Origin of the sequence: Geodermatophilus ruber, from assembly GCF_900114385.1 — a bacterium.
Lineage (GTDB): Bacteria > Actinomycetota > Actinomycetes > Mycobacteriales > Geodermatophilaceae > Geodermatophilus > Geodermatophilus ruber.
In genome coordinates this window covers 1-22,382 of the sequence record NZ_FOSW01000003.1, presented here as the reverse complement: position 1 = coordinate 22,382, position 22,382 = coordinate 1, and the positions used below count along the sequence as shown (strand labels likewise).

Sequence of the window (22,382 nt, the reverse complement as noted above, 5' to 3'; positions counted from 1 at the left end):
GGACTGCAGGCGCCTCAGGTGGCGTCGACCGGGCGCAGCCGCGGGGCCGCGGCCCGCACCCGATCGGCCGCGAGCAGGCCGATGACCGCCGCGGCGTTGCGGATCTCCCCGTCGAACACCTGCTGGACGGCGTCGGCGAGCGGCACCCGCGCCAGCTGCATGTCCCGCTCCTCGTCCTCGAGGGCGAAGCCCGCGGGGTGGTCGGCGTCGGCCAGCCCCTCGGCGAGGTAGATCAGCACCAGCTCGTCGCAGAAGCCGGGCGAGCTGTAGGTCGTGGTCAGCAGCGACCAGCGCCGCGCCGCCAGCCGGGCCTCCTCGGCCAGCTCGCGCTTCGCCGTCTCCAGGGGCGGCTCGCCGTCGGCGTCCCGCAGCCCGGCGGGCAGCTCCCACAGGTACTGCCCCACCGGGTGCCGGTACTGGCGGACCAGCACCACCCGCTCGTCCTCGTCGAGCGCGACGACGGCGACCGCGCCGGGGTGGTGCACCACCTCGCGGGCGCCCTCCCCGCCGCCGGGCATGGCCACGGTGTCGCGGCGCAGCTCGATGACCCGGCCCCGGTAGATCGTCTCGCTGGCGAGAACCCGGTACTCGTGCGGTGCGGCCTCCTGGTCGGAGACCATCAGATCCCGACCTTCTCGGCCTCGTCGATCGGCACCGGCAGCCGCGCGGACTCCTGGTAGTCGACCGCCGCCTGCACGAACGCGGCGAACAGCGGGTGCGGCCGGGTCGGGCGGCTCTTGAGCTCAGGGTGGGCCTGGGTGCCGACGTAGAAGGGGTGCACGTCGGCCGGCAGCTCGGCGAACTCCACCAGCATCCCGTCCGGCGAGGTCCCGGAGAAGACCAGACCGGCCTCGCCGAGCCGGTCGCGGTAGGCGTTGTTGACCTCGTAGCGGTGCCGGTGCCGCTCGGTGATCTCGGTCGCGCCGTAGGCGGTGGCGGCCACCGAGCCCTTCTGCAGCGTCGCCGGGTAGCTGCCCAGCCGCATCGTGCCGCCCAGGCCCCGCTCACCGGCGATGACGTCGACCTGGCTGGCCATGGTGGCGATGACCGGATCGGGGGTGTCGGGGTCGAACTCCGCGGAGTTGGCCTTCGCCAGGCCGGCCACATTCCGCGCGTACTCGATGACCATGCCCTGCATGCCCAGGCACAGGCCGAGGGTCGGGATGCCGTTGACCCGGGCGTGCCGCAGGGCGCCGAGCTTGCCCTCGATGCCGCGGACGCCGAAGCCGCCGGGGACGCAGATGCCGTCGACCCCGGCCAGCGCCGCGGTGGCGCCCTCGGGCGTCTCGCACACGTCGGAGGGCACCCAGCGGATCTCCACCCGGGCGCGGTGGGCGAACCCGCCGGCGCGCAGCGCCTCGGTCACCGACAGGTAGGCGTCGGGCAGGTCGATGTACTTGCCGACCAGCGCGATCGTCACGGTCTGCCGGGGCGCGTGCACGCGGTCGAGCAGGCCACCCCAGACGGTCCAGTCCACGTCGCGGAAGGGCAGCCCGAGCCGGCGGACGACGTAGGCGTCCAGGCCCTCCCGGTGCAGCACCTTGGGGATGTCGTAGATCGACGGCGCGTCGGCGCAGGAGATGACCCCCTCGGCGTCGACGTCGCACATCAGGCTGATCTTCCGCTTGATGCCGGTGTTGATCTCCCGGTCGGAGCGGCAGACCAGCGCGTCGGGCTGGATGCCGATGCTGCGCAGCGCGGCCACCGAGTGCTGGGTGGGCTTGGTCTTCAGCTCGCCCGACGGCGCGATGTAGGGCACCAGCGAGATGTGCAGGAAGAAGCAGTTGTCCCGGCCGATCTCGTGCCGCACCTGGCGGGCGGCCTCGAGGAAGGGCAGCGACTCGATGTCACCGACCGTGCCGCCGATCTCGGTGATGACGACGTCGACCCGCTCGGCCGAGTCCGCGCCGGCGAGGATCCGCGCCTTGATCTCGTTGGTGATGTGCGGGATGACCTGCACGGTGTCACCGAGGTACTCGCCGCGCCGCTCCTTGGCGATCACGTCCGAGTAGACCTGGCCGGTCGTCACGTTGGCCCGCCCCGACAGGTCGGTGTCCAGGAAGCGCTCGTAGTGGCCGATGTCGAGATCGGTCTCCGCGCCGTCCTCGGTGACGAACACCTCCCCGTGCTGGAACGGGTTCATCGTGCCGGGGTCGACGTTGAGGTAGGGGTCCAGCTTCTGCATGGTGACCCGCAGGCCGCGGGCGGACAGCAGGGCGCCGAGCGAACTCGCGGTCAGGCCCTTGCCGAGGGAGGAGACCACCCCACCGGTGACGAAGACGAACTTCGTCGGCTGGGAGTTGTGCAGGAGGCCGTGATCACGTGTTCCAGACGGTCGATCCACGGGTCACGACCGTAACACGATCCGGGCCTCCGGCCGCGGCCGAAGCGGGAGTGCCGTCGGCCACCACCGCCTCCTCCGCACCGGCCGGACGGGGCCGCGCGGCCAGCCACACCAGCAGCGGCACCAGCAGCGCCGCGGCGGTGGCCGGGACGGCGACGCCGGAGTCGTTGGCCGCCGCGCCCACGGCCAGGCTGAGCGCGACGGCCAGCAGCCCGGCCCGCAGGGCGGCGAGGTCGGCCGGCGGCAGCAGGTCGGCGCGGCGGCGCAGCGCGCCCGGGCCGCGCAGCGGTGCCGGCAGCAGGCCGGGCGGGCGGACCAGCCACACCGCGGCGACCAGCGCGACCGGCAGCATCCAGGCCAGCGGGCTGCCGAGCAGGATGTCGATGGCGGCCTGCCCCTTGCGGCTGACCACCGTCCACGCCTCGCCGGTGAGGACCTGCTCGACGAACCGGCCCAGGTGGCTGCGCTCCTCCGCGGGGCGCCGCCAGTCGAGGACCGCCAGCGCACCGACGGCCACCACGGCGAGGGCCAGCGCGCCGGCCAGCCGGATCAGGGTCACCCGGGTGCCGGTGAGCAGCATGGCCAGCAGCAGGAAGCCCGGCAGCACGGCGAGCACCCCGCCGAAATCACGCCCGAGCGCCGGCGTCCCCACCACCAGCACGGTGAGCGCGGCGGCGAGCAGCACCGTGCCGGCGACGACGGCGCGGCGGCCGCGCTCCGGCGCCCGCCGTCCCACCGCGGTGGCCACGGCCGTGGTGACCAGCAGCGCGCTGACCGCCAGCAGGCCGAAGGTGAGGTTCCCGAAGCCGGTGAACCGCCCGGCGACGATCGCGTCGTACCCCAGCAGGGCGCCCATCTCCAGGTGCGATCCGGTGAGCACGTCGCCGACGAGGGTCACCAGGGTGATGCCCAGGACCGCGCCGGGCGGGCCGAGCCGGCGGGTGCGCCAGGGGCCCAGCGCGGCGACGGCCAGCACGGCCAGGGCCGAGGCGAGGACCGCGCCGGCCAGGGCCAGCCGTGCCAGTCCCCCACCCTCCCCGCCGGCCCGCTCCCACGGCAGCAGCCCGGCCAGGTAGGAGGCGGCGGGCACCGCCGCGACGCCGAGCGCGAGGACCCGGACGGCCGCGCGGACCCGCTCGGCCGCGGGGCGGGCCGGCCCCCGGCGCCGCCCGGCCGCGGTGAGCAGGCCGAGGCCGACCACCGCGGCGGTGAGGACGACCAGCACCCAGAAGAAGCTCCCGGTGCTGCGGTAGTGCACGGCGGCGGTGGTACCGGCGTCCTCGAGGGTGTCGACCGCCTCGGCCAGGCCGGGGCGGTCCCCGGCGACCCGCAGCGGCTGGCCGTTCATCGACGCCGGCCGCTCCAGCCCCAGGGCCGCCAGCGCGGTCGGGGCGACGTCGATGAGCTGGGCGAACGGTGCCCGCCCGGTGCTGGCGGAGGTCAGCCAGGCGGGAGCGGCGTAGCCGGGCCCGCGGGCGATGCCGACGTGCAGCTGGGCGCGGCCGTCGTTGACCTCGGAGATGCCCTGCAGCAGCAGGAGGGTCTCCCCCGGCGCGGCGTCCGCCGCGGCGACCAGCCGGCCGACGGCGGCGTCGATGGCGGCCAGCGCGGCGGCGCGCGGCAGCGGCTCGGTACCGGTGTCGCTGCCCTCGGGGGCGGGTTCGCCGGCGTCGACCAGCGCGTCCAGGGAGACCAGCGTCAGCGGGCAGCCGGCCAGCAGCTCCCCCACCGCGGCGGGGTCGGCCGGCAGCTCGTCGGACCGGTCCAGCGCCACGCCGGGCGCGGCCACCGCCAGGGTGGGGCCGCGGCCGACCACCGTCGCGCAGCCGACGGCGGCCCCGAGGGCGGCCGGCTCGGCACCGAACCGCGCGGTGGCCTCGTCACCGGCCACGGCGGCGACGGCGTCCTGCGGCTCGGCCAGCCCGACGGCGGCCAGCCGCTCCTGCAGGCCGCAGTGCGACAGCGACGGCGCCGCCGGCGGGACCGGCGGGGGCTGGTCCTCCGGGATCACCCCGCCCTCCCCCGGCCCGCCCGCCCCGGTCGGTTCCTCCTCGTCGCCGGGGGCCTCCTGCGGCAGCGGCACGGTCGGCAGCGGCACCGGGGGCAGGGACTCGTCCGGTGCCGGGAAGCGCGCCCGGTTGCCCGCGCCCAGGGTGGCCCAGCCGTCGAGCAGGCAGCTGGTGGCGCGGGCCGCGCGGACCGAGACCGCGCCGATCGGCGCGTCCTCGGCCAGCGCCCACAGGTGCGGGGTGGCCTGGGGGTCGACGTCGCTCCACACCAGCCCGGGGACGCCGACCACGAGCACCCGGTCCGCGGTCGCGCCGTCCCCCGCCGCCGCGGCGGGGAGCGCCCCGGGCAGCAGGACGGCGAGCAGCAGCAGGGCGACGAGCAGCAGCACCCGTCCGCCCGCCGGAGCCCGCACGGCCGGCCTCATCGGACGCCGGCCTCCGGCGGGCCGAGCAGCTCGCGGTAGAGCGCCACGAGCTGCCGGGCGGTGGCCGCCTCGTCCGGCCACGTGGCCGCCCGGCGGGTGCCCGCGGCGGCCAGGCCGGCGGCGCGGGCGGGGTCGGTGAGCAGGCCGGCGACGGCGTCGGCCAGGGCGGCGGGATCACCGACCGGCACCAGCTCCGCGCCGTCGCCGAGCAGCTCCGGCAGGCCACCGGTGCGGGTGGCGACCAACGGGGTACCGGCGCGCAGCGCCTCCTGAGCGGTCAGCGAGCGGGCCTCCCAGCGGGAGGGCAGCACGGCGAGGTCGGCGGCGGCGAGCAGGTCGGCGACGTCCGGCCGGCGGCCCAGCAGCACCACCGGCAGCCGCTCGGCGGCGATCCGCGCGGCGAGCTCGTCCTGCAGCGGGCCGTCGCCGGCCACCGCCACCAGGGGCGGGGCCGGCAGCCGGGGGTCGTCCGCCCAGCGGCCGACGGCGTCGAGGAGGACGTCGTAGCCCTTCTGCGGGTGCAGCCGCCCCACCGCGACCACGAGGGGGCGCCCGTCGGCCAGGCCCAGCTGCGCGCGGACCTCGGCGCGGCTGCGGTCCGGCGGCGGCAGCGGGGGCGCGGAGACCGGGGCGACCCGCACGTCGCGGGCGCCCTGTCGGCGCGCGTTGTCGGCGAGGTCGCCGGAGGCGGCGAGGACGACGTCGGCGCCGCGGATGGTGGCCCGCTCCAGCAGGCGCAGCACCCGCCGCACCGGGCCGCCGCGCTCGGGCAGCGCGTTGTGCAGCGTGAGGACCAGGGGCCGGCTCTGCCCGCCGAGCCGGCGGGCGGCGGCGGCCACCAGGCCGGCGCGCAGCCCGTGGGCGTGCACCAGGTCGCCGGACCCCACGAGCCGGCGCAACCGGGCCACGGCGCGCGCGTCGGCGCCCGGGGACAGCCCCGCGGCGATCTCCACGGGACCGAAGGCCGCCCCGGCGGCGGAGAACCCGAACAGCTCCTCGGTCGCCGCCGGGCCGCCGACGGTCACCTCGGCGCCCGCGGCCACCAGCGCCGGCAGCACCGCCCGCACGTGGGTGCCCACGCCACCGGTGCTGGTGGCGAGCACCTCGACCACCCGGCGGCCCTGCAGCGGGAGCGGCTCAGCCACCGCGCACCTCCTGCCGATCGCTCGAACGCAGTCCGCGCACGGCCTCCTGCAGCGGCCCGCGCGCCGTCCCCATGATGACCGCCGCGGCCACGACCAGCGCCGCCCCGGCCGCGAGCACGCCGGTTCCGACCGCTCCGAGCAGGCCGCCGTGGGGCACCGGGTCGGCGCCCAGTGCGTCGGCGACCGCCAGGCCTGCCGCCGCGCCCAGCGCCGCGGCGCCCACGGCGGGCAGCCCGGTGCGCAGCACGCCGGTCAGCCCGCCTCGGCCGACCGTCCGCAGCACGACCGCGAGCAGCGCGACGCCGGCCACGGTGACCCCGAGGCTGTGCCCGGCGGCCAGCGCCGCGCCGCGGTGGGCGGTGGGCAGCAGCAGCGCCAGGGCGACGTCTGCGGTCACGGCCAGCAGCCAGCCGCCGACCACGCAGGCCGTCGGCGCCCGCCACAGCCCGCGGGCGTAGAGCGCGCGGGCGAGCAGCGCGACCAGGCCGTAGCCGAACAGCCCCGGGGCGAAGGCGACGATGGTGTTCCGCAGCGCCTCCACGGTGTCCGCCGGCCAGTCCACCAGGAAGACCCGCGCCAGGGGCCCCGCCACCGCCACCAGGACCGCCGCGGCCAGCAGCGAGGCCACCACCACCAGGGTCGCGGCCGGGGCGAGGGCCCGGCGGTAGCCCGCCTCGTCCCCGGTCCCGGCCCGCTCGGCCAGGCCCGGGTAGGCGGAGGTGGCCAGCGGCACCGCCAGCGCTGCCCAGGGCACCAGGAAGACGGTGAGCCCGGCGGCGTACACGACCTGGGTGCCGTCGGGGGCGCCGTCGTTGGCCAGCCGGATCGCCACGACGGCGACCAGCTGCTGCCCCGCCAGGGTGAGCACCCCGGCCAGCGCCAACCGGCGCACCCGGGGCGCGGCGCCGACCGGAAAGCGCAGGGCCGGCCGCAGCCCCAGCCGCAGCCGGCGGGCCGGCACCAGCAGGCTCAGCGTCAGCGCGACCACGCCCAGCGTCGTGCCGACGGAGAGGACGAGCTCGGCCGGGGTGGACAGGTCGTCGGCCGAGGGGCTGCCGCCGATCGCCGCGAACGCGAGGTAGGCGCCGGCGACCACCACGCTGGACAGCAGCGGGGCCAGCGCCGGCCCGGCGAAGCGGCGGTGCGCCTGCAGGACGCCGGTCAGCACGATGCCGATGCCGTAGAGCACCACCTGCGGGGCGAACACCAGCAGGAACCGGGCGGCGAGGTCGACCTGCGCGGCGTCGCCCGGGCCGAGCAGCAGCCGGGCGATCGGCTCGGCGAGCACCGCCACCAGCACCGCCAGCGGGGTGAGCAGCAGCAGGGTCCAGCCCAGCAGCGCCGACGCGGTGCGGCGCACCTGCTCCCGGTCCCCGGTGACGATGCCGCCGGCGAGCATGGGCACGACGAGGGCGGCCAGGGCGCCCCCGGCGACGACCTCGAAGACGATGTTCGGGACGTTGTTGGCGGCCAGGTAGGTGTCGCCGGTGCTGCCGGCCCCCACGGTGTTGGTGAAGACCAGCGTCCGGCCGAAGCCGGCCAGCCGGGCGAGCACCGTGAAGACGGCGATCAGCGCGGCGGCGCCGGCGACCCCCTGGACGACCCGCCGGCGGCTCATGCCCGGCGGCGGCCGAGCCGGTCCAGTTCCCGCAGCCCGGGGGTGGCCTCGATGACCCGGGTGAAGCTGACCTTCTCGCTGACCAGCGTCAGCGCGACGATCCCGGCGAGCAGACCGGTCCGGGCCGCCCGGCCGGGCAGGGCGGCCAGCCGCAGGCCCAGCAGCGCGCCGAGCGCGTTGGCGCCGCTGTCGCCGAGCATGACCCGCTCGCCGAGGTCGGCGGGGAGGACGGCCAGGGTGGCGCCCAGCGGGCCGGCGACCAGGCTGCCGGCCGGGCCGGCCAGGGTCGCGGCGGCGGCCAGGGCGCCGGCCTTGCCCGCGCGGCCCGGGCGCAGGTCGAGCAGGTTCACCAGGTTCGCGGTGCCGGCGACCAGGCCGGTGGTCAGGACGCCGTCGAGCAGCGACCGCTCGCGCCGGGTGAGCACCGCGGCCGCTGCGGCGACCGCCCCGATCCCGGCCACCTTGACCGCGCCCGCGGACACCCGCCCGGCGCGCAGTGCGCGCAGGTGCCCGGCCAGCCCCTTGTCGCGGGCCTGCTCGGGGCGGGCACCGACGAGGTCGTCATAGCCGCCCACCAGCCCGGACACGCCGCCGACCAGGGCCACGGCCGCCTTCAGGCCGCCCGGGGCGCCGGCTCCCGCGCTCAGCGTCGCCGCCGCCGCCAGGGCGGGGCCGCCGAGCAGGGTGACCGGCCGGCCGGCGTAGTTGGTCCGCCGCCAGGGCGCGCCGGCCGGGCGCGCGGCCAGCGCCGCCGCGCCGGCCAGGCCGAGCCGGGCCGCGGCCGCGCCGCCGACGGCCAGCAGCGCCCGGCGCCGCGCGCCGCCGTCCGTACCGCGGGTCACGGGGTGGCGGCGGGGACCGGCGGCACCGGCTGGGTGTCCTCGCCGGTGCCGTACTTGCCGGAGGTGCCCTCGCCCTCGCGGCCCAGCGCGAGCACGGCGCTGATCCGGCCGGCGGCGGAGTCGACGTTGTCGACGGTGGAGACCGCGGCCGAGACCTCGGGGTCGGCGCGGAGGTAGCCCACCAGGCCGGTCTCCCGGGCCGAGGCCGCGTCGCCGGCGACCACGGCGCCGGAGCCGGCCGCGTCCAGCGCCACCGCCAGGTCGACCAGCGTGTCGGCGCGCTCCTGGGCCTCGTCCGCGGGGAAGGCGCCCGCGGTGAGCAGCACCGCGTAGTCGGCCGGGGTGACCGACGCCGACTCCTGGGTGAGCACGTCCAGCGCCGAGAGGCCGGCCAGCACCGAGGACAGCGCCGCGGTGTCCGGCGCCGGTGCGGCCGGGTCGGCGGGGACCAACAGGGTCTGGGCGAGCAGGGCGGCGACCAGCTGGCCGGTGTCGTCGGTCTCGGGCAGCGTGACGCCGGTCGGCAGGCCCGGCCCGGTGACGTAGCTCTGCAGGCTGGAGGCGGTGGCCGGGTCGCTGTACTCCGGCTGCAGCCGGAGGGTGCCGGTCACGGTGCCGCCGGCCTGCCCGATCAGCGCGCTGACCCCCTCCACGGTGTCGGCGTCCTCGTCGCCGGCCACGACCAGCACGACGCGCCGCTCGGCCAGGCTGCCGGCGACCAGCGCGGGCGCGACGGCCTCCTCGAAGGCATCCCCGGTGTCCAGCTGGGTCTGCAGGTCACGGGTCTGGTCCTCCAGGTCGCGCTTGTCCTGCTGCAGCGCGCTGACCTGGGTCTCGAGGTCGGCGAGGATGGGGCCGTTGAGCTGGGTCGTGCCGATGACGATGCCCAGCGCGACCGCCAGGAAGACCGCGATCAGCGAGACCAGGTGGTAGCGGAAGTCGATCACGAGAAGAGGTTCTCCAACCAGAACACGAAGCTGTTCCACTGGTCGACCAGCAGGTCGAGGTAGACCCGGCCGGCCGCCGACACCGCCAGCGTCGAGCCGATGGCGATGAACGCGGCCAGCACGAGGACGACGAGGGCCGTGGTCGAGATCCGGCTGCGGTAGAGCCGGCTGACGCCCTTGGCGTCGACCAGCTTGCCGCCCAGGCGCAGCCGGGTGAGGAAGGTGGAGGCCATCCCGCCGCGGCCCTTGTCGAGGAACTCGACGAGGGTGGCGTGGGTGCCGACGGCGACGATGAGCGTGGCGCCCTTCTCGTCGGCCAGCAGCATTGCGATGTCCTCGCTGGTGGCCGCCGCGGGGAAGGTGATCGCGTCCACGCCCAGGTCCTGCACGCGGGCCAGGCCCGGGGCGCGCCCGTCGGCGTAGGCGTGCACGACGACCTCGGCGCCCGAGCGCAGGACGTCATCGCTCACCGAGTCCATGTCGCCGATGATCATGTCCGGCTGGTAGCCGGCCTCCTTGAGCGCGTCGGCGCCGCCGTCGACGCCGATGAGCACCGGCCGGTAGTCGCGGATGTAGGACCGCAGCGCGTGCAGGTCCTCCTTGTAGTCGTACCCGCGGACGACGACCAGCACGTGCCGGCCCTCGATCGGCGTCGTCACGTCGGGCACGCCGACGCCGTCGAGCAGCAGCGCGCGCTCGCGCTTCATGTACTCCATCGTGTTGGTGGCGAACGCCTCCAACTGGGTGGACAGGCCCGCCTTCGCCTCGGCCATCGCCACGGCGATCGTCTCCGGGGTCTGCTCGATCCCCTCGGCGACGACCGTGCCGTCGGCCAGGTGGAGGCGGTTGCCCTCGACGCGGACCCGCGCGCCCTCCTTGACCGCGGACAGGACGTCCTTGCCCACGCCGTCGACCAGTGGGATGCCCGCGTTGGTGAGGATCTCGGGGCCGAGGTTGGGGTAGCGGCCGGAGGTGCTGACCGAGGCGTTGACCACCGCGGCCACCCGGCAGGCCACCAGGGAGTCGGCGCTCACCCGGTCGATGTCGACGTGGTCGATGACGGCGATGTCGCCGGGGCGCAGGCGCTTGGTCAGGTTCTTCGTGCGGCGGTCCAGCCGCACGGTGCCGGTCACTCCGGGTGCCGTCTCCTGTGCCCGGCCGCGACGGAGGGAGCCGATGCGCATGACCCGCATGCTCCCACGGCGTCCTGGGGCCGCCCCTGTCCGACGCGCACGCGCAACCTCCCGGTCACCCAGCGTGTCCGACACCACGGGGCCTCCGACACGCCGGGAGGAGCGTCACCGGTGGCCCTGCCAGCGCGAACGGGCGCGCTGGCTAGCGTGGACCAGGTGACTCCAGGGGTGCATGCAACCGGCCGCACGCCGGACGGGGACCTGGAACCGGATGCCGCCGGGGTCGAGGCCGGGGAACCCGAGGGCGACGCCCCGGACGGCCCCGCCGGCCCCCTCGACCCGCCGGACAGCCCGCCCCCGGACGGCGCCGCGGTGGCCGAGCCGGGCCGGGGACGCCGGAGCCGGCGCGCCCTGCGCGGGCCCGGGCTGCGCGAGCGCCGCCGGCTGCAGACCCGCACCCGCATCGTGGACGCCGCCGCCGAGCTCTTCGCCGAGCGCGGCTTCGACGCGGTCAGCGTGGTCGAGATCGCCCAGCGCGCGGGTGTGGTGGAGAAGACGGTCTTCAACCACTTCCCGGTCAAGGAGGGGCTGGTCTTCGAGGCCGACCCGCCGATGCGGGCGGCGCTGCTGGACGCCGTCCGCTCCCGCCCGGCCGGGGAGTCGGTGTCCGCGGCGGCCGGCACCTTCGTCGTCCGCGCGATGAGCGGGCTCGGCGCGCCCGAGGCCGCCGCGGGGGTGGCGGAGATGGCGCGGATCATCCGCGGCAGCCACACGCTGCAGGTCCGCGAGCGGGAGATCCTCGGGGAGCTGACCGCCGCCCTGGCCGCGCTGATCGCCGAGGAGACCGCACCCGAGCCCGGGGAGCTCGCGCCCTGGCTGGCCGCCAACTCCGTCCTCGGCCTGTACGCCGCCCTGCTGGAGCTCGCCCGCGACCGGGTGCTGGCCGGCGTCACCGGACCCGCGCTGTCGGCCGAGCTGCGGGCCCGCGGCGAACGCGGCCTGGCGCTGCTGCAGTTCGGCCTGGCGGGATACGCCAAGCGGCGCTGACGGTCACATACCGGCGCGGTCAGGCCCCCAGCTGGAGCGCGCGCAGCAGGTGGGGAGCGCGGTCGCCAGGGATGTCAGGGTTCTGGGTGAGGAGCGCGACGGCGACCATGTATTCGTCCTCCCCCGCCCAGCCGCGGCCCTCCGCGCAGATCCGCTGGATGTGCGCGCGCACCTTCGGCTCCGAGCTGTAGGGCCCGAAGTCCAGCGCCATGGCCAGGAAGTTGGCCACCCGGTAGCCGAGGTCGCTCGCCGTCGCCACGGTGGTGACCGGGTCGGAGTAGCTGGGCACGGCCATCACGATGTTGGGGTGGCCGGCCTTGAGCAGCTGCAGCGCCAGGTCGTTGCCGTGCACCCCGCCCCACAGCTCGGGCATGAGGATGTCGCGGTCCGGCGCGGGGATGTACGGCGGGTTGGCGATCACCGTCGACACCGGCGGGCCCGCGGCGGAGTCGGCCCGGTCGAAGAAGTCACCGAGCTCCACCGTGTAGCGGTCCGCGACCCCGCGGGCGGCGATGTTCGCCCGCGCCCGCTCCACCGACGAGGCGCTGATGTCGAAGCTGCGCACCCGCAGCCCGGGCAGTGCGGCGACGACGTCGGCGATGACCGTGGCGTCACCGGTGCCGAGCTCGAGCACGCCCTCGCGTTCCCAGCCCAGCTGCTCGCGGTACTGCGCGAGCAGCATGCAGACGGAGAACCCGTAGTGCGCCGACTCGTCGGCCGAGGAGAAGCAGCTCACGAGGCCGCCCCTACCCGCCTACCGCGCTCCTTACGCCGGTCCGCCGCCAGTGATCCCCGCTGGTCAGGCGCGTGCGTCGGCCGCCACGGCGAGCAGCTCCCGGGCGTGGGCCTGGCCGGTGTCGCTGTCGGCCAGCCCGGAGAGCATGCGGGCCAGCTCGCGGACCCGGTCCTCACCGTCCACGGCCCGGATGTCGGTGGCCGTGACCCCCGCCCGGGTGTCCGGGGACTTGTCCACGACGAGGTGGGTGTCGGCGAAGGCGGCGACCTGGGCCAGGTGGGTGACGACGACGACCTGGTGGTCGCGGGCAAGCCGGGCCAGCCGCCGGCCGATCTCACCGGCCGCCTGCCCGCCGACGCCGGCGTCGACCTCGTCGAACACCATCACCGGCACCGGGTCGGCCCCCGCGAAGACCACCTCGATGGCCAGCATGACCCGGGAGAGCTCACCGCCCGAGGCGCCCTTGTGCACCGGGCGCGGCGGGGCGCCGGGATGGGCGGCCAGGAGCAACGCCACCTCGTCGATGCCCTCCGGCCCGGGGGCGCCGGGGTCGCTGTCGATCGAGAAGGAGACGCGGGCGCTCTTCATCGCCAGCCCGGCCAGCTCCCGGCCCACCTCGGCGGCGAACCCGTCGGCGGCCGCCCGCCGCCCGGACGAGACCTGGGCGCCGAGGTCGTCGACCTCGGCCCGGGCGGCGTCGCGGTCGGCCTCCAGCGCCTCGAGGGCCTCGTCGGAGACGTCGAGCTCGTCGAGCCGGCGGCGGGCGTCCTCGGCCCAGGCCAGCACGCCGCCGACCCCCTCCCCCACGTCGGCGAACTTGCGCACCAGGGCGGTGATCGCCGCGCGGCGGTCCAGCACCTCGGCCAGCCGCGCGGGGTCGGCGTCCAGGTCGGCGACGTACCCCGCCAGCTGGCCGGCGACGTCGGACACGACCGCGACGGCGTCGGCGAGGTCCTGCGCCAGCATCACCAGCGTCGGGTCGTCGGAGCCGGCCATCGCGCGCTCGGCGATGGCCAGCGCGGCGGTGGCGTCCTGGGGCAGGTCGTCGGCGCCGAGGTCGCCGGTGACGTCGCCGACCAGCGCCATCCGGGCCTCGTCGGCGGCGGCGCGCAGTGCGTCGGCGTCGCTGAGCCGGCGTGCCTGGGTGTCGAGCTCCTCGTCCTCGCCCGGCTGCGGGCCGACCGCCTCGATCTCCGCCAGCCCGTGGCGGAGCACGTCGGCGGCCTGGGCCAGCTCGCGGGCCTGGCCGCGGCGGCGCTCGAGGTCGGCGGCCAGCTCCCGCCAGCGGGCGTGGGCCGCGCGGTAGCGGTCGAGCAGCTCCAGGTGCGTCGGCCCGGCGTAGCGGTCCAGGGCCCGGCGCTGCTCGGCCGGGCGGGACAGCCGCAGCTGGTCGCTCTGCCCGTGCACGGCCAGCAGCCCCTCGGCGAGCTCGGCCACCACGCCGACCGGCACGCTGCGCCCGCCCAGGTGGGCCCGCGAGCGGCCCTCGGCGCTCACCGTGCGGGCGAGGATGAGGGTGCCGTCGTCGTCGGCGTCCGCGCCGGCGTCGGCCGCCCGCTCCCAGACCGGGGAGCCCGCGGGCAGGGCCAGGCGCCCCTCCACCCCGGCCCGCCCGCTGGCCCGGACCCGGCCCGGGTCGGCGCGGCCGCCGAAGAGCAGGGTGAGCCCGGTGACGACCATCGTCTTGCCGGCGCCGGTCTCCCCGGTCACCACGGTGAGCCCCTCACCCAGCTCGAGGGTGACGTCGTCGATCGCGCCGAGACCGCGGATGCGCAGCTCGGTCAGCCGGCCCAGCCGGCCGCCGGCCGCCCGCTCAGGCGTGCTCGCCCGTGCCGCCACCGCAGCCCTCCTCCCTCGGTTCCACGGTGACGAAGCCGCGGGTCAGCACGTTGCAGGAGCGCGTGAGCTCGTGGCCGGGGTCGTGGGTGCGGGAGTCGCGGAAGCCGCGGACCGGCAGGCCGAACTTGGCGACCAGCCGGTCACCGAAGGTGGATTCGTGGACCCGGGCGATGCGGACCGGGCGGGCCGCCCGGCGCACGTCGACGCGGCCGCCGTCGGGCACCTCGAGCGCGCGGCGGCCGTCGGCGGAGACCTGCGCCCGGTTGCCGTCGGCCGGGATGGCGACGGTCAGCACCGAGTTCGGGGAGGTGACCAGCGGGCGGGAGAACAGCGCGTGCGCGTTGGAGGGGACGAGCAGCAGCGCCTCGACGTCCGGCCACACCACCGGGCCGCCGGCGGAGAACGCGTAGGCGGTGGAGCCGGTGGGGGTGGAGAACAGGACGCCGTCGCAGCCGAAACTGGTCAGCGGCCGCCCGTCGATGGCGACGACCACGTCGAGGACCCGGGAGCGCTCGGCCTTCTCCACCGAGGCCTCGTTGAGCGCCCAGGTGCCCGCGACCACGGTGCCCTCGCAGTCGAGGACGTCGACGTCGATGGCCAGCCGCTCCTCCACCCGGTACTCGCAGCGCTCGATGGCGGTCAGCGTCTCCTCCACCGCCTCGGGCTCGGTCTCGGCGAGGAAACCGACCCGGCCCAGGTTCACCCCCATCAGCGCGGCGTCGCTGAAGCGGGCCAGCTCGGCGGCGCGCAGGAACGTCCCGTCCCCGCCGAAGACCATGACGATCTCCGCGCCGTCGGCGGCCTCGGCGTCGGCCGGGACGACGTGGGCGCCCTCGATGCACAGCGCGCCCGCCTCCTCCTCGAGCACGCGCACGCCGATACCCGCCCGCGCCAGGCGGGCGGCGCAGCTGCGGGCCAGCTCGACGATGTCCTGCCGCCCGGTGTGCACGACCAGCAGGACCTGCCGGTTCGTGCCCGCGCTGGTACCGACCTCTGTCACCGGGGATCCCTCCTCGACCGTCACCGAGGGCCCTCCTCGACGGCGCGCTGCACGTCCTCCTCCCGCGGCGGGCCGGCGTCACGGCGCAGCCACAGAAAGAACTCCACGTTGCCCGCCGGGCCCGGCAGCGGGCTGGCGGTCACCCCGGCGGTCCCCCAGCCGAGCTCCGCGGCGGCCCGGGCGACCTCCAGCACGGCGGCCTGCCGGTGCGCGGGCTCCCGCACCACGCCTCCGGAGCCCAGGCGCTCCCGGCCGACCTCGAACTGCGGCTTGACCATGGGCAGCAGGTCGGCGTCGGGGGTCGCGCAGGCGGTGAGGGCGGGCAGCACCAGCCGCAGCGAGATGAAGGACAGGTCGGCGACGACGAGGTCCACCGGGCCGTCGACCTGCCCCGGCGTCAGGGTGCGCACGTTCGTGCGCTCCAGGACGCGGACCCGCTCGTCGGTGCGCAGGGACCAGGCCAGCTCGCCGTAGCCGACGTCCACCGCGACCACCTCGCGCGCGCCGCGGCGCAGCAGCACCTCGGTGAAGCCCCCGGTGGAGGCGCCGGCGTCCAGGGCGCGGCGCCCCTCGACGGCCACGGGGAAGGCCTCCAGCGCGCCGAGCAACTTGTGCGCGCCGCGGGACACCCAGCTCGGCGCGTCGGGATCGGTGCGGACCACCAGGGGGGTGTTCGGATCGACCCCGGTGGCCGGCTTGCTGGCGGCCCGCCCGGAGACGGAGACCCGGCCCTCCGTGATCAGCGTGACGGCGTGCTCGCGCGAGCGGGCCAGTCCCCGCCGCACGAGCTCCGCGTCCAGTCGGCTGCGGCGGACCATCAGAGCTGGTCGATCGTGGCGAGCTCGCGCTGCAGCCGGACGTGCTCGGCCTCGAAGACGGCGACGTGCTCGGTGACCGGGCGGTGCGCCAGGTCGCCGAACGGCGGGTCGTCCGGCGCTGATGCCGGCGGCTGAGCTTCCACCGCCGCGCCCGGGACCGTCGCCGGAGCGCTCCACGGGCCCGGGCCGGGCCGCGGGGGGCCCGGTACCGGTCGCGGTCGACTCGGCTCCGTCATGGTTCGCCTCTCGGGTGGGGGGTGCGCCGGGCGCGTGCTGCGGCGCCGGCGATGCGCTGTCCTGGCCCGCGAGATTACCGGCCGGGAGCGACGGGCACGGGCGGGTCGACCGACGGATAGCGTTCCGACGGCCCGGACCCTTCGTGCGTTGGAGGCATGCCCGCGTGGCGACGATGGAGCAGTGCATGACCGCCCTCAAGGGCATTCTCGGTGACCTCGCGGCGAACCCCGCCGCCCAGGGGCTGGACCGCAGCCTGTCCTGCCGCTTCCCGGATCTGGGGCAGATCGTCCGGGGGCGGCTGGCCCGCGGGTCCGTGCACGAGCTTCGGGCCGAGCCGGAGGAGCAGTCCCTGGAGAAGGCCGACATCCGGCTCACCATGAGCAGTGACGACCTCGTCGCGCTCACCGAGGGCCGGCTGTCGTTCGGCCCGGCGTGGGCGTCGGGCCGGGTGAAGCTGGAGGCCGGCCTGAGGGATCTGCTGCGGCTGCGCGCGCTGCTCTGACCGGCGCCCGGGACCTCGTCCAGCGGTGCCGGTTCAGCCGGTCCTGAGCGCCCACCGCAGCAGAGCGGCCTCGGCCCGGGAGTCGGCGGCCCGCACGACGGCGGGCACCTCGTCGTCGGGATGCTGCGCCCAGTGCGCGGCGCAGAGCGCCCGCAGGCCGTCCAGCCCGTCGCCGGGGCCCTCGTGCCCGCCGGGCCCCGCGCTGCGGAGCTCCAGGGGACCGCCCTCCCCCACCGCCCGGGCTTCCCAGCCCCCGCACCGCCAGCCGCCGCCCTCGGCGGTCACGGCCGGGTGCGGGACCAGCAGCCCGGAGGCGTCGGCCGAGAGCAGGTCGGGGCGCTGGTGCGGGCCGGCGGCCAGCAGCGTCGCCGGATCGGTGACGCCGGAGAGGACCAGCAGGCTGGCCGCCCCGGCCCGTCGGCCGCCCTCGACGTCGGTGTCCAGGCGGTCGCCGACGACGAGCGGCCGGTGGGCGCCGGTGCGCCGGACGCACTCCGCGTGCATCGCGGGGTCCGGCTTGCCGGTGATCAGGGGAACCCGGCCGGTCACCGCGCTGACCACGCCGACCATCGCGCCGTTGCCCGGCAGCGGCCCCCGCGGCGAGGGGATGGTCGCGTCGCCGTTCGTGGCCACGTGGTGGGCACCGTTGCGGATGGCGACGACCGCCTCGGCCAGCTGAGCCCAGCCGACGTCCCGGCCGTACCCCTGGACGACCGCGGCCGGCTCGTCCTCGGCGCGCTCGACCACGGTCAGGCCGACCGCGCGCAGGGCCGCGGCGACGCCCGGGCCGCCGACCGGCAGCACCCGTGCCCCGGCGCCCAGACGCTGGGCGACGACGGTCGCCGCGGCCTGGGAGCTGGTGATGACGTCGTCGGCGCCGGCGGGGACGCCGAGCTCGGTCAGGTGGCGGGCCACCTCCTGCGGGGTGCGGGCAGCATTGTTCGTCACGAAGCCCAGCCGCATGCCGGCCCGGCGGGCGGTGGCCAGCGCCTCGGGAACGCCGGGCACGGCGTCGGGCCCGACGTAGACCACCCCGTCGAGGTCGAGCAGCGCGACGTCGTGCACGGCGGTGGGTGGCTCGGTCAGTCCCGCGGCGAGCGGGACGGGCGGCAGGGCGTGCGCGCTCACGCCGACTCCGCCGTCCGCCGGGCCCGGACGCCGCGCAGAGCCCGGGCGTAGTGGGCCCGGTCCGGGCGCATCGCCACGGCCAGGGCGAGGTGCTCGGCGGCCAGGTCCAGGTCGCCGGCCCGACTGGCGGCCAGACCCAGACCGAACTGGGCGTAGTCGTCGGCGGGATTGCAGGACGCGAGCTCGCTGAAAGTGCCGATCGCCTCACGGAAGCGGCCGGCGTCGTACTGGGCGCGCCCGAGCGCCTCCAGCAGGCTGCGCGATCCGGGTTCGGCCTGCAGCGCCCGGGTGAGCAGGGTCGCCGCAGCGGCGGGGTCGCGGTTGGTCAGCAGCTGCAGGCCCCGCTGGTACCAGTCGTAGACGTCGCCCGCGGGGGACCCCGCATCCGTCACTGTCTTCCCCTCGGTTCCGGCCGTCGCCCCGGCGCCCGTGCCGGCCCGTCCGGGACCGGCCGCGACGCCGGATCCCGGCGCACCGCTCCTACGATTTCTCCGTGCCCCCGCCTCCGGCCGATGCCCCACCCCCCGCAGGACCGGGGCTCGAGGTCCGGCCCTTCCGCGCCCTGACCTACCGGCGAGGGGATCCCGGGCACCTGGCCCGGGTCAGCTCGCCAGCGTACGACCTGGTGACCCCTGAGGGCCGGGAACGGCTGGCCGCGGCGGACCCGCACAACATCGTCCGCCTGATCCTGCCGCACGTCCTCCCGTCCGACGGCGCGACCGCGTCCGCCGACGGCCCGGTGGCGCAGGCTGCCCGGACGCTGCGGGACTGGCAGGCCGCGGACGTGCTCGGGCGCGACCGCGAACCGGCCATGTGGCTCTACGAGATGCAGCCACCGGACGGTTCGCCGGCGACCCTGGGGTGGCTCGCGGCCGTGACCGTGCCGGCGCCCGGATCCCCGGCGGTGCTGCCGCACGAGGACACCTACCCGGTCGCCGTGGAGGGCCGTCGCGCGCTGCTGGCCGCCACCGGGACCGACCTCGAGCCGATCATGCTCGCCCACGACCCGGAGCCCACCGTTCCCGGGCTCATCGCCGCGACCCGGGAGGGTGCGCCCACTCTGGCGATGGCCGACGGCGAGGGCGTCCGGCACCGCCTCTGGCGGGTGAGCGACCCGGGAGTGCTCGGCCGGCTGACCGACGCGTTCGCCCGCACGGGGGCCGTCATCGCCGACGGGCACCACCGCTTCGCCGCGGCGCAGGCCCACGCCCGCCTGCACCCCGGCCAGCCGGGTACGCAGGCGGTGCTCGCGCTGCTCACGCCCATGGGGCCCACGGGCCTGCAGGTGCACGCCATCCACCGGGTCGTGCCCGACCTGCCCCTCGAGGCCGCGCTGTCCGCCGCCGCGCGCGGGTTCGAGATCACCGACCTGGCCGCGCCCGCGAGCGACCCCACCGAGCTCCTCGCCCTCGCGCACCGCTGGCTCGCCGACCCCGGGCAGTCCGGGGTGCTGGTCAGCGACGGTCGGCGGCTGGTGCGGCTGACCGGCCCGACGACGACGGTCCTCGACGCGGTGCCGCGCGAGGCGCCGGCTGCCTGGCGCGGGCTGGACGTCGTGCTGGTCCACCACGGCCTGTTCCGCACGCTGTGGGGCCGCGGCGACGAGGAGGGCGCCGTCCAGGTGGCGCATGACCTGGAGGAAGCGCTGACCGGGGCGGTGGCCCGTCGCGGGGTAGCCGTGCTGCTCCGGGCGCCCGCGCCGGCCGACGTCGCCGCCGTCGCCCGGGCCGGTGCCCGGATGCCGCGGAAGTCGACGCTGTTCGTGCCCAAGCCGCGCACGGGTCTGGTGCTGCGCCCTCACCGGGACTGACCGGTCCGCTCAGCCCGTGGCGCCTTCGTGGCGCCCGACGCGCGCGGCACCTTCCGGCCCCTGCGGCAGTTCACCTCGCAGACGGAGGCCGTGCCGCCCGGCGTCCGCCAGAAGCGGCGCTGCAGCGCGCCCTCGACCTCGATGACCTCCCCTGCCTCCCACGCCGCCACCCGCCGCTGGAGCGCCCGGTCGTAGGTGATGCAGGTGAGAACGTCGACGGACTGCCCGCGCGCCCGCGGCTCGGGCCTGCGCACGACGATGCGGAAGCTGACCAGCGTGTCGCCGCTGGGCAGGGACGTGAGCTCAGCGGGTGCGGACATCCGCCCGCGGAGTACCACGGTGTTCCGGTCGATGACTGCCACGCTCATGACGGCAGCCTCGCCGCCGGCTCCGGACCGGGCCAGGCCCGGCGCCCGCCTGTGGACCGAGGCGGTCGGTGTGGACGGGGCCGGGCCGGACGTCAGAGGTCAGTGCTCCTCGTCGCCCGGCGGCTCGATCTCGCCGAGCAGCTCGGCCACCTCGGCCTCGATGTCCTCATCGAGCACGAGGTCCTCGTCGCCGGGCTCGGCCGGGACCACCTCGGGCACCGGCGTCTCCTCACCTGCCGGGACGGCAGCCGGCTCCTCGCCGTCGACGGCGGCCACCTCCTGGTCGATCTCCTCCTCGGAGAACTCCACATCGAGGTCCTCGGGGGTGTGGGCGTCCACCGCGGCGCGCCACTCCTCGGCGAGGGTGTCCTCGCCCGACGCCGCGAGCAGGTCGGCGTAGGCGGCCGCCAGGCGCAGGGTGCCCGGATCGCTCAGGTCCACCGCCTCGGGACGCGGCCGCCCGCCCAGCGCGCCCTCGAGCACCAGCCGCGCGGCGGGCAGCTCGTCGAGGTCCTGACGGGTGCCGGCCTCGACCAGGCGCAACTCGACGGCCTCCTCGGGGTCGGGCCCCTCGGTCAGTGCCTCGCGGACCAGGCGGAGGGCCACCTCCGGCCGGCCCAGTGCCCGCTCGCAGTCGGCGAGGACGGCACGGTAGCCCTGGTCACCGCTCATCCGCCGGTAGGCCCGCAGCTCACGGGCCGCCTCTGCGTAGTCCCCGGCGTGGTACGCCGCGACGCCGACCGCCTCCCGGACCGCCGCGATCCGGGACGCCCGGTCCCGGGCGGCGCGGGCATGCGCGAGCGCCTCCTCGGGCTGGTCGTCGACCAGCGTGCCCGCGGCGACCAGGTGGCCGGCCACCCGCTCGGCGTTGCGTGAGTCGAGCCCCCGCAGCGCCTGCCGGACGGCCGGGGCGAGTTCGCGGGGATCGGCCCACTCGGGGATCTCCGGACCCACCGGCGCGGGCGGCGTCCGGTCCGCGTGCGGCCGCGGACCCGCGCCCCCGTCCGGCCGCCCGCGGCGGTCGTCCGACGGACGGCGCTCCCGCCGGTCGCCACCGCGCGCGCCGCCGGTCCCGCCCTGGCGGGGCGGACGCCGCTCCTGCCATTCCTGCCGCGGTCCACGGGGCTGCTGGAAGCGGTCCCCCTGCGGGCGGTCGCCCTCGGGCCGGCGCTCCCGCCAGTCGCCACCGCGCGCGCCGCCGGTCCCGCCCTGGCGGGGCGGACGCCGCTCCTGCCATTCCTGCCGCGGTCCACGGGGCTGCTGGAACCGGTCCCCCTGCGGGCGGTCGCCCCGCTGGGGGCGCTCCCCCTCGGGACGGCGATCCCGCCAGGCCCCGCCGGCCGCGGGACGCTGCGGACGATCGGCCCGCTGCGAACGGTCCCCCTCGGGACGGCGGTCCCGCCAATCTCCACCGGCCGCGGGCCGCTGGGGCCGCCCCCCGGGGGCACGGTCACGCCACTGCGGCCGCTCCCCGTCCGGACGACGCTCGCGCCATTCCCCACCGGTGGCCGGCCGCTGCTGGCGCCCGCCGGCGACCGATCGGTTCTGCCAGCCCCCGGAGGGCGCATCGCTCCGCTGAGGCCGTTCACCCTGGGGACGACCGGCCCACCGGGAGCCCCGGTCCGACCCGCGCTCGCCCTGGGCGCCGCGGTCCCGCCGGTCCTGGACGCCACGGTCCCGCCGGTCCGCCCCCGATGCCGGTCGCGGAGAGCGGGCACCCTCGGCGCCGTCCCGCCACCGCGGACGCTCTCCCTGCCGGCCCTCGGACTCGGGACGCCGGTCCCGCCAGTCCCGATCGGAGCCCTGATCGGCCGGCCGCTGGGGCCGCTCGCCGGCCTGGCGGCGCCCCTGCCAGGACCCGCCGCGCCCACCGGCCGCGGGAGAGCCCCCGCGGAAGCCGCCCGAGCCTTGTGACCGCCCCTGACCGGAGCCGCCCCGGCCGCCTCGAGGCCCCTGTCCGCCGGAACCACCGGCGCCGCGCCGCGGAGAAGTCATGACTACTGCTTACCTCATCGCTGAATGCCGCACCCACGAGGAGCCGCGGTGAAGGGGAATAGTGCTCAACGCACGAAACGGGGGTCAGAGCGCGTGGCTCTGACCCCCGTTTCGGAATGGTTGTCCGGCGGCGTCCTACTCTCCCACCCCGTCTCCGGGGCAGTACCATCGGCGCTGAGAGGCTTAGCTTCCGGGTTCGGAATGAGACCGGGCGTTTCCCTCTCGCCATGGCCGCCGTAACGCTGTGAACATGTCGAACCGGAGACCGGTTCGTGCGTTCAGAACCGCACAGTGGACGCGACAATTACTCTTCTGACCGGCCCGTAGACGGGTTGCCTGTAGGGCGTGTGGTCAAGTCCTCGGCCTATTAGTACCGGTCAGCTCCACGCCTCGCGGCGCTTCCACCTCCGGCCTATCAACCCGCTGGTCTGGGCGGGGG

Annotated in this window: 20 protein-coding genes and 2 rRNA genes; 3 read left to right on the top strand and 19 right to left on the bottom strand. The window is 77.0% G+C overall.

Going from position 1 to position 22,382, the window contains the following annotated elements; genetic code table 11:
- Nucleotides 1-14 precede the first annotated feature (14 nt).
- From BMZ50_RS05270 to steA, 8 genes are read right to left on the bottom strand one after another with little or no spacing between them, the layout of a single operon-like run.
- Nucleotides 15-620, bottom strand: coding sequence for an NUDIX domain-containing protein (locus BMZ50_RS05270; RefSeq protein WP_091322025.1), 606 nt, complete (start codon nucleotides 618-620; stop codon nucleotides 15-17).
- Entirely contained in the window at nucleotides 620-2,344 is a 1,725-nt protein-coding gene (locus BMZ50_RS05265; protein WP_245753396.1) for a CTP synthase, read from the bottom strand. Before BMZ50_RS05265 ends, BMZ50_RS05270 begins: the two co-directional genes overlap by 1 nt.
- Nucleotides 2,319-4,766 carry a hypothetical protein gene (locus BMZ50_RS05260; RefSeq protein WP_245753395.1) on the bottom strand — a complete coding sequence of 816 codons (2,448 nt, stop codon included), beginning with the start codon at nucleotides 4,764-4,766 and terminating at the stop codon, nucleotides 2,319-2,321. Before BMZ50_RS05260 ends, BMZ50_RS05265 begins: the two co-directional genes overlap by 26 nt.
- 8 nt (nucleotides 4,767-4,774) lie before the next feature.
- Nucleotides 4,775-5,923 (bottom strand): glycosyltransferase family 4 protein, encoded by a 1,149-nt coding sequence (locus BMZ50_RS05255; protein WP_091322024.1) that lies wholly within the window; start codon nucleotides 5,921-5,923, stop codon nucleotides 4,775-4,777.
- Nucleotides 5,916-7,541 (bottom strand): murein biosynthesis integral membrane protein MurJ, encoded by a 1,626-nt coding sequence (gene murJ, locus BMZ50_RS05250; protein ID WP_091322022.1) that lies wholly within the window; start codon nucleotides 7,539-7,541, stop codon nucleotides 5,916-5,918. Before murJ ends, BMZ50_RS05255 begins: the two co-directional genes overlap by 8 nt.
- Nucleotides 7,538-8,383, bottom strand: a complete 846-nt coding sequence (locus BMZ50_RS05245; protein ID WP_091322020.1) for a hypothetical protein — start codon at nucleotides 8,381-8,383, stop codon at nucleotides 7,538-7,540. Before BMZ50_RS05245 ends, murJ begins: the two co-directional genes overlap by 4 nt.
- Nucleotides 8,380-9,330: a copper transporter gene (locus BMZ50_RS05240; protein ID WP_091322019.1), complete on the bottom strand. Its 951-nt coding sequence runs from the start codon at nucleotides 9,328-9,330 to the stop codon at nucleotides 8,380-8,382. The genes BMZ50_RS05245 and BMZ50_RS05240 overlap by 4 nt, the downstream gene beginning before the upstream one ends.
- On the bottom strand, nucleotides 9,327-10,463 hold the full coding sequence (gene steA / locus BMZ50_RS05235; protein ID WP_245753393.1) for a putative cytokinetic ring protein SteA: 1,137 nt from the start codon (nucleotides 10,461-10,463) through the stop codon (nucleotides 9,327-9,329). The genes BMZ50_RS05240 and steA overlap by 4 nt, the downstream gene beginning before the upstream one ends.
- A gap of 216 nt (nucleotides 10,464-10,679) precedes the next feature.
- Between steA and BMZ50_RS05230 the strand changes: the two genes are divergently transcribed.
- Nucleotides 10,680-11,510, top strand: a complete 831-nt coding sequence (locus tag BMZ50_RS05230; protein ID WP_245753391.1) for a TetR/AcrR family transcriptional regulator — start codon at nucleotides 10,680-10,682, stop codon at nucleotides 11,508-11,510.
- Nucleotides 11,511-11,529: 19 nt separating this feature from the next.
- Here BMZ50_RS05230 and BMZ50_RS05225 read toward each other — a convergent pair whose 3' ends face one another.
- From BMZ50_RS05225 to BMZ50_RS24010, 5 genes are all read right to left on the bottom strand, one after another.
- Entirely contained in the window at nucleotides 11,530-12,246 is a 717-nt protein-coding gene (locus BMZ50_RS05225) for a class I SAM-dependent methyltransferase (RefSeq protein ID WP_091322015.1), read from the bottom strand.
- A gap of 63 nt (nucleotides 12,247-12,309) precedes the next feature.
- Entirely contained in the window at nucleotides 12,310-14,085 is a 1,776-nt protein-coding gene (recN, locus tag BMZ50_RS05220; protein WP_091322014.1) for a DNA repair protein RecN, read from the bottom strand.
- Nucleotides 14,060-15,085, bottom strand: coding sequence for an NAD kinase (locus BMZ50_RS05215; RefSeq protein WP_091322677.1), 1,026 nt, complete (start codon nucleotides 15,083-15,085; stop codon nucleotides 14,060-14,062). Before BMZ50_RS05215 ends, recN begins: the two co-directional genes overlap by 26 nt.
- 20 nt (nucleotides 15,086-15,105) lie before the next feature.
- Complete coding sequence (locus tag BMZ50_RS05210; RefSeq protein ID WP_091322012.1) at nucleotides 15,106-15,903, bottom strand: TlyA family RNA methyltransferase; 798 nt, start codon at nucleotides 15,901-15,903, stop codon at nucleotides 15,106-15,108.
- Entirely contained in the window at nucleotides 15,903-16,046 is a 144-nt protein-coding gene (locus tag BMZ50_RS24010) for a hypothetical protein (protein WP_177212647.1), read from the bottom strand. The genes BMZ50_RS05210 and BMZ50_RS24010 overlap by 1 nt, the downstream gene beginning before the upstream one ends.
- Nucleotides 16,047-16,324: 278 nt before the next feature.
- On the opposite strand from BMZ50_RS24010, the gene BMZ50_RS05205 reads away from it, so the two are divergent.
- Nucleotides 16,325-16,642: an alkyl sulfatase C-terminal domain-containing protein gene (locus BMZ50_RS05205; RefSeq protein ID WP_245753390.1), complete on the top strand. Its 318-nt coding sequence runs from the start codon at nucleotides 16,325-16,327 to the stop codon at nucleotides 16,640-16,642.
- Between the two features lie 33 nt (nucleotides 16,643-16,675).
- On the opposite strand, the gene BMZ50_RS05200 is transcribed toward BMZ50_RS05205, so the two are convergent.
- Both BMZ50_RS05200 and BMZ50_RS05195 read right to left on the bottom strand, forming a co-directional pair.
- Nucleotides 16,676-17,770 (bottom strand): HAD-IIA family hydrolase, encoded by a 1,095-nt coding sequence (locus BMZ50_RS05200; RefSeq protein ID WP_245753388.1) that lies wholly within the window; start codon nucleotides 17,768-17,770, stop codon nucleotides 16,676-16,678.
- Nucleotides 17,767-18,162 (bottom strand): tetratricopeptide repeat protein, encoded by a 396-nt coding sequence (locus BMZ50_RS05195; RefSeq protein WP_091322008.1) that lies wholly within the window; start codon nucleotides 18,160-18,162, stop codon nucleotides 17,767-17,769. Before BMZ50_RS05195 ends, BMZ50_RS05200 begins: the two co-directional genes overlap by 4 nt.
- 101 nt (nucleotides 18,163-18,263) lie before the next feature.
- Between BMZ50_RS05195 and BMZ50_RS05190 the strand changes: the two genes are divergently transcribed.
- The gene (locus BMZ50_RS05190) at nucleotides 18,264-19,580 is read left to right on the top strand and encodes a DUF1015 domain-containing protein (protein WP_091322006.1); all 1,317 of its coding nucleotides are present in this window, start codon (nucleotides 18,264-18,266) and stop codon (nucleotides 19,578-19,580) included.
- Here the strand turns inward: BMZ50_RS05190 and BMZ50_RS05185 are convergent.
- The 4 genes from BMZ50_RS05185 to BMZ50_RS05165 form a co-directional block, all read right to left on the bottom strand.
- A complete protein-coding gene (locus BMZ50_RS05185; RefSeq protein ID WP_091322004.1) occupies nucleotides 19,568-19,948 on the bottom strand; it encodes a single-stranded DNA-binding protein in 381 nt (126 codons plus the stop codon). The two genes, BMZ50_RS05190 and BMZ50_RS05185, sit on opposite strands and share 13 nt — an antisense overlap.
- Nucleotides 19,949-20,047: 99 nt before the next feature.
- On the bottom strand, nucleotides 20,048-20,902 hold the full coding sequence (locus tag BMZ50_RS05180; protein ID WP_091322002.1) for a tetratricopeptide repeat protein: 855 nt from the start codon (nucleotides 20,900-20,902) through the stop codon (nucleotides 20,048-20,050).
- 1,163 nt (nucleotides 20,903-22,065) lie between these two features.
- Nucleotides 22,066-22,182: ribosomal RNA gene (rrf, locus tag BMZ50_RS05170) — 5S ribosomal RNA — on the bottom strand.
- Between the two features lie 108 nt (nucleotides 22,183-22,290).
- Nucleotides 22,291-22,382, bottom strand: a 23S ribosomal RNA gene (locus BMZ50_RS05165); the annotation flags it as partial.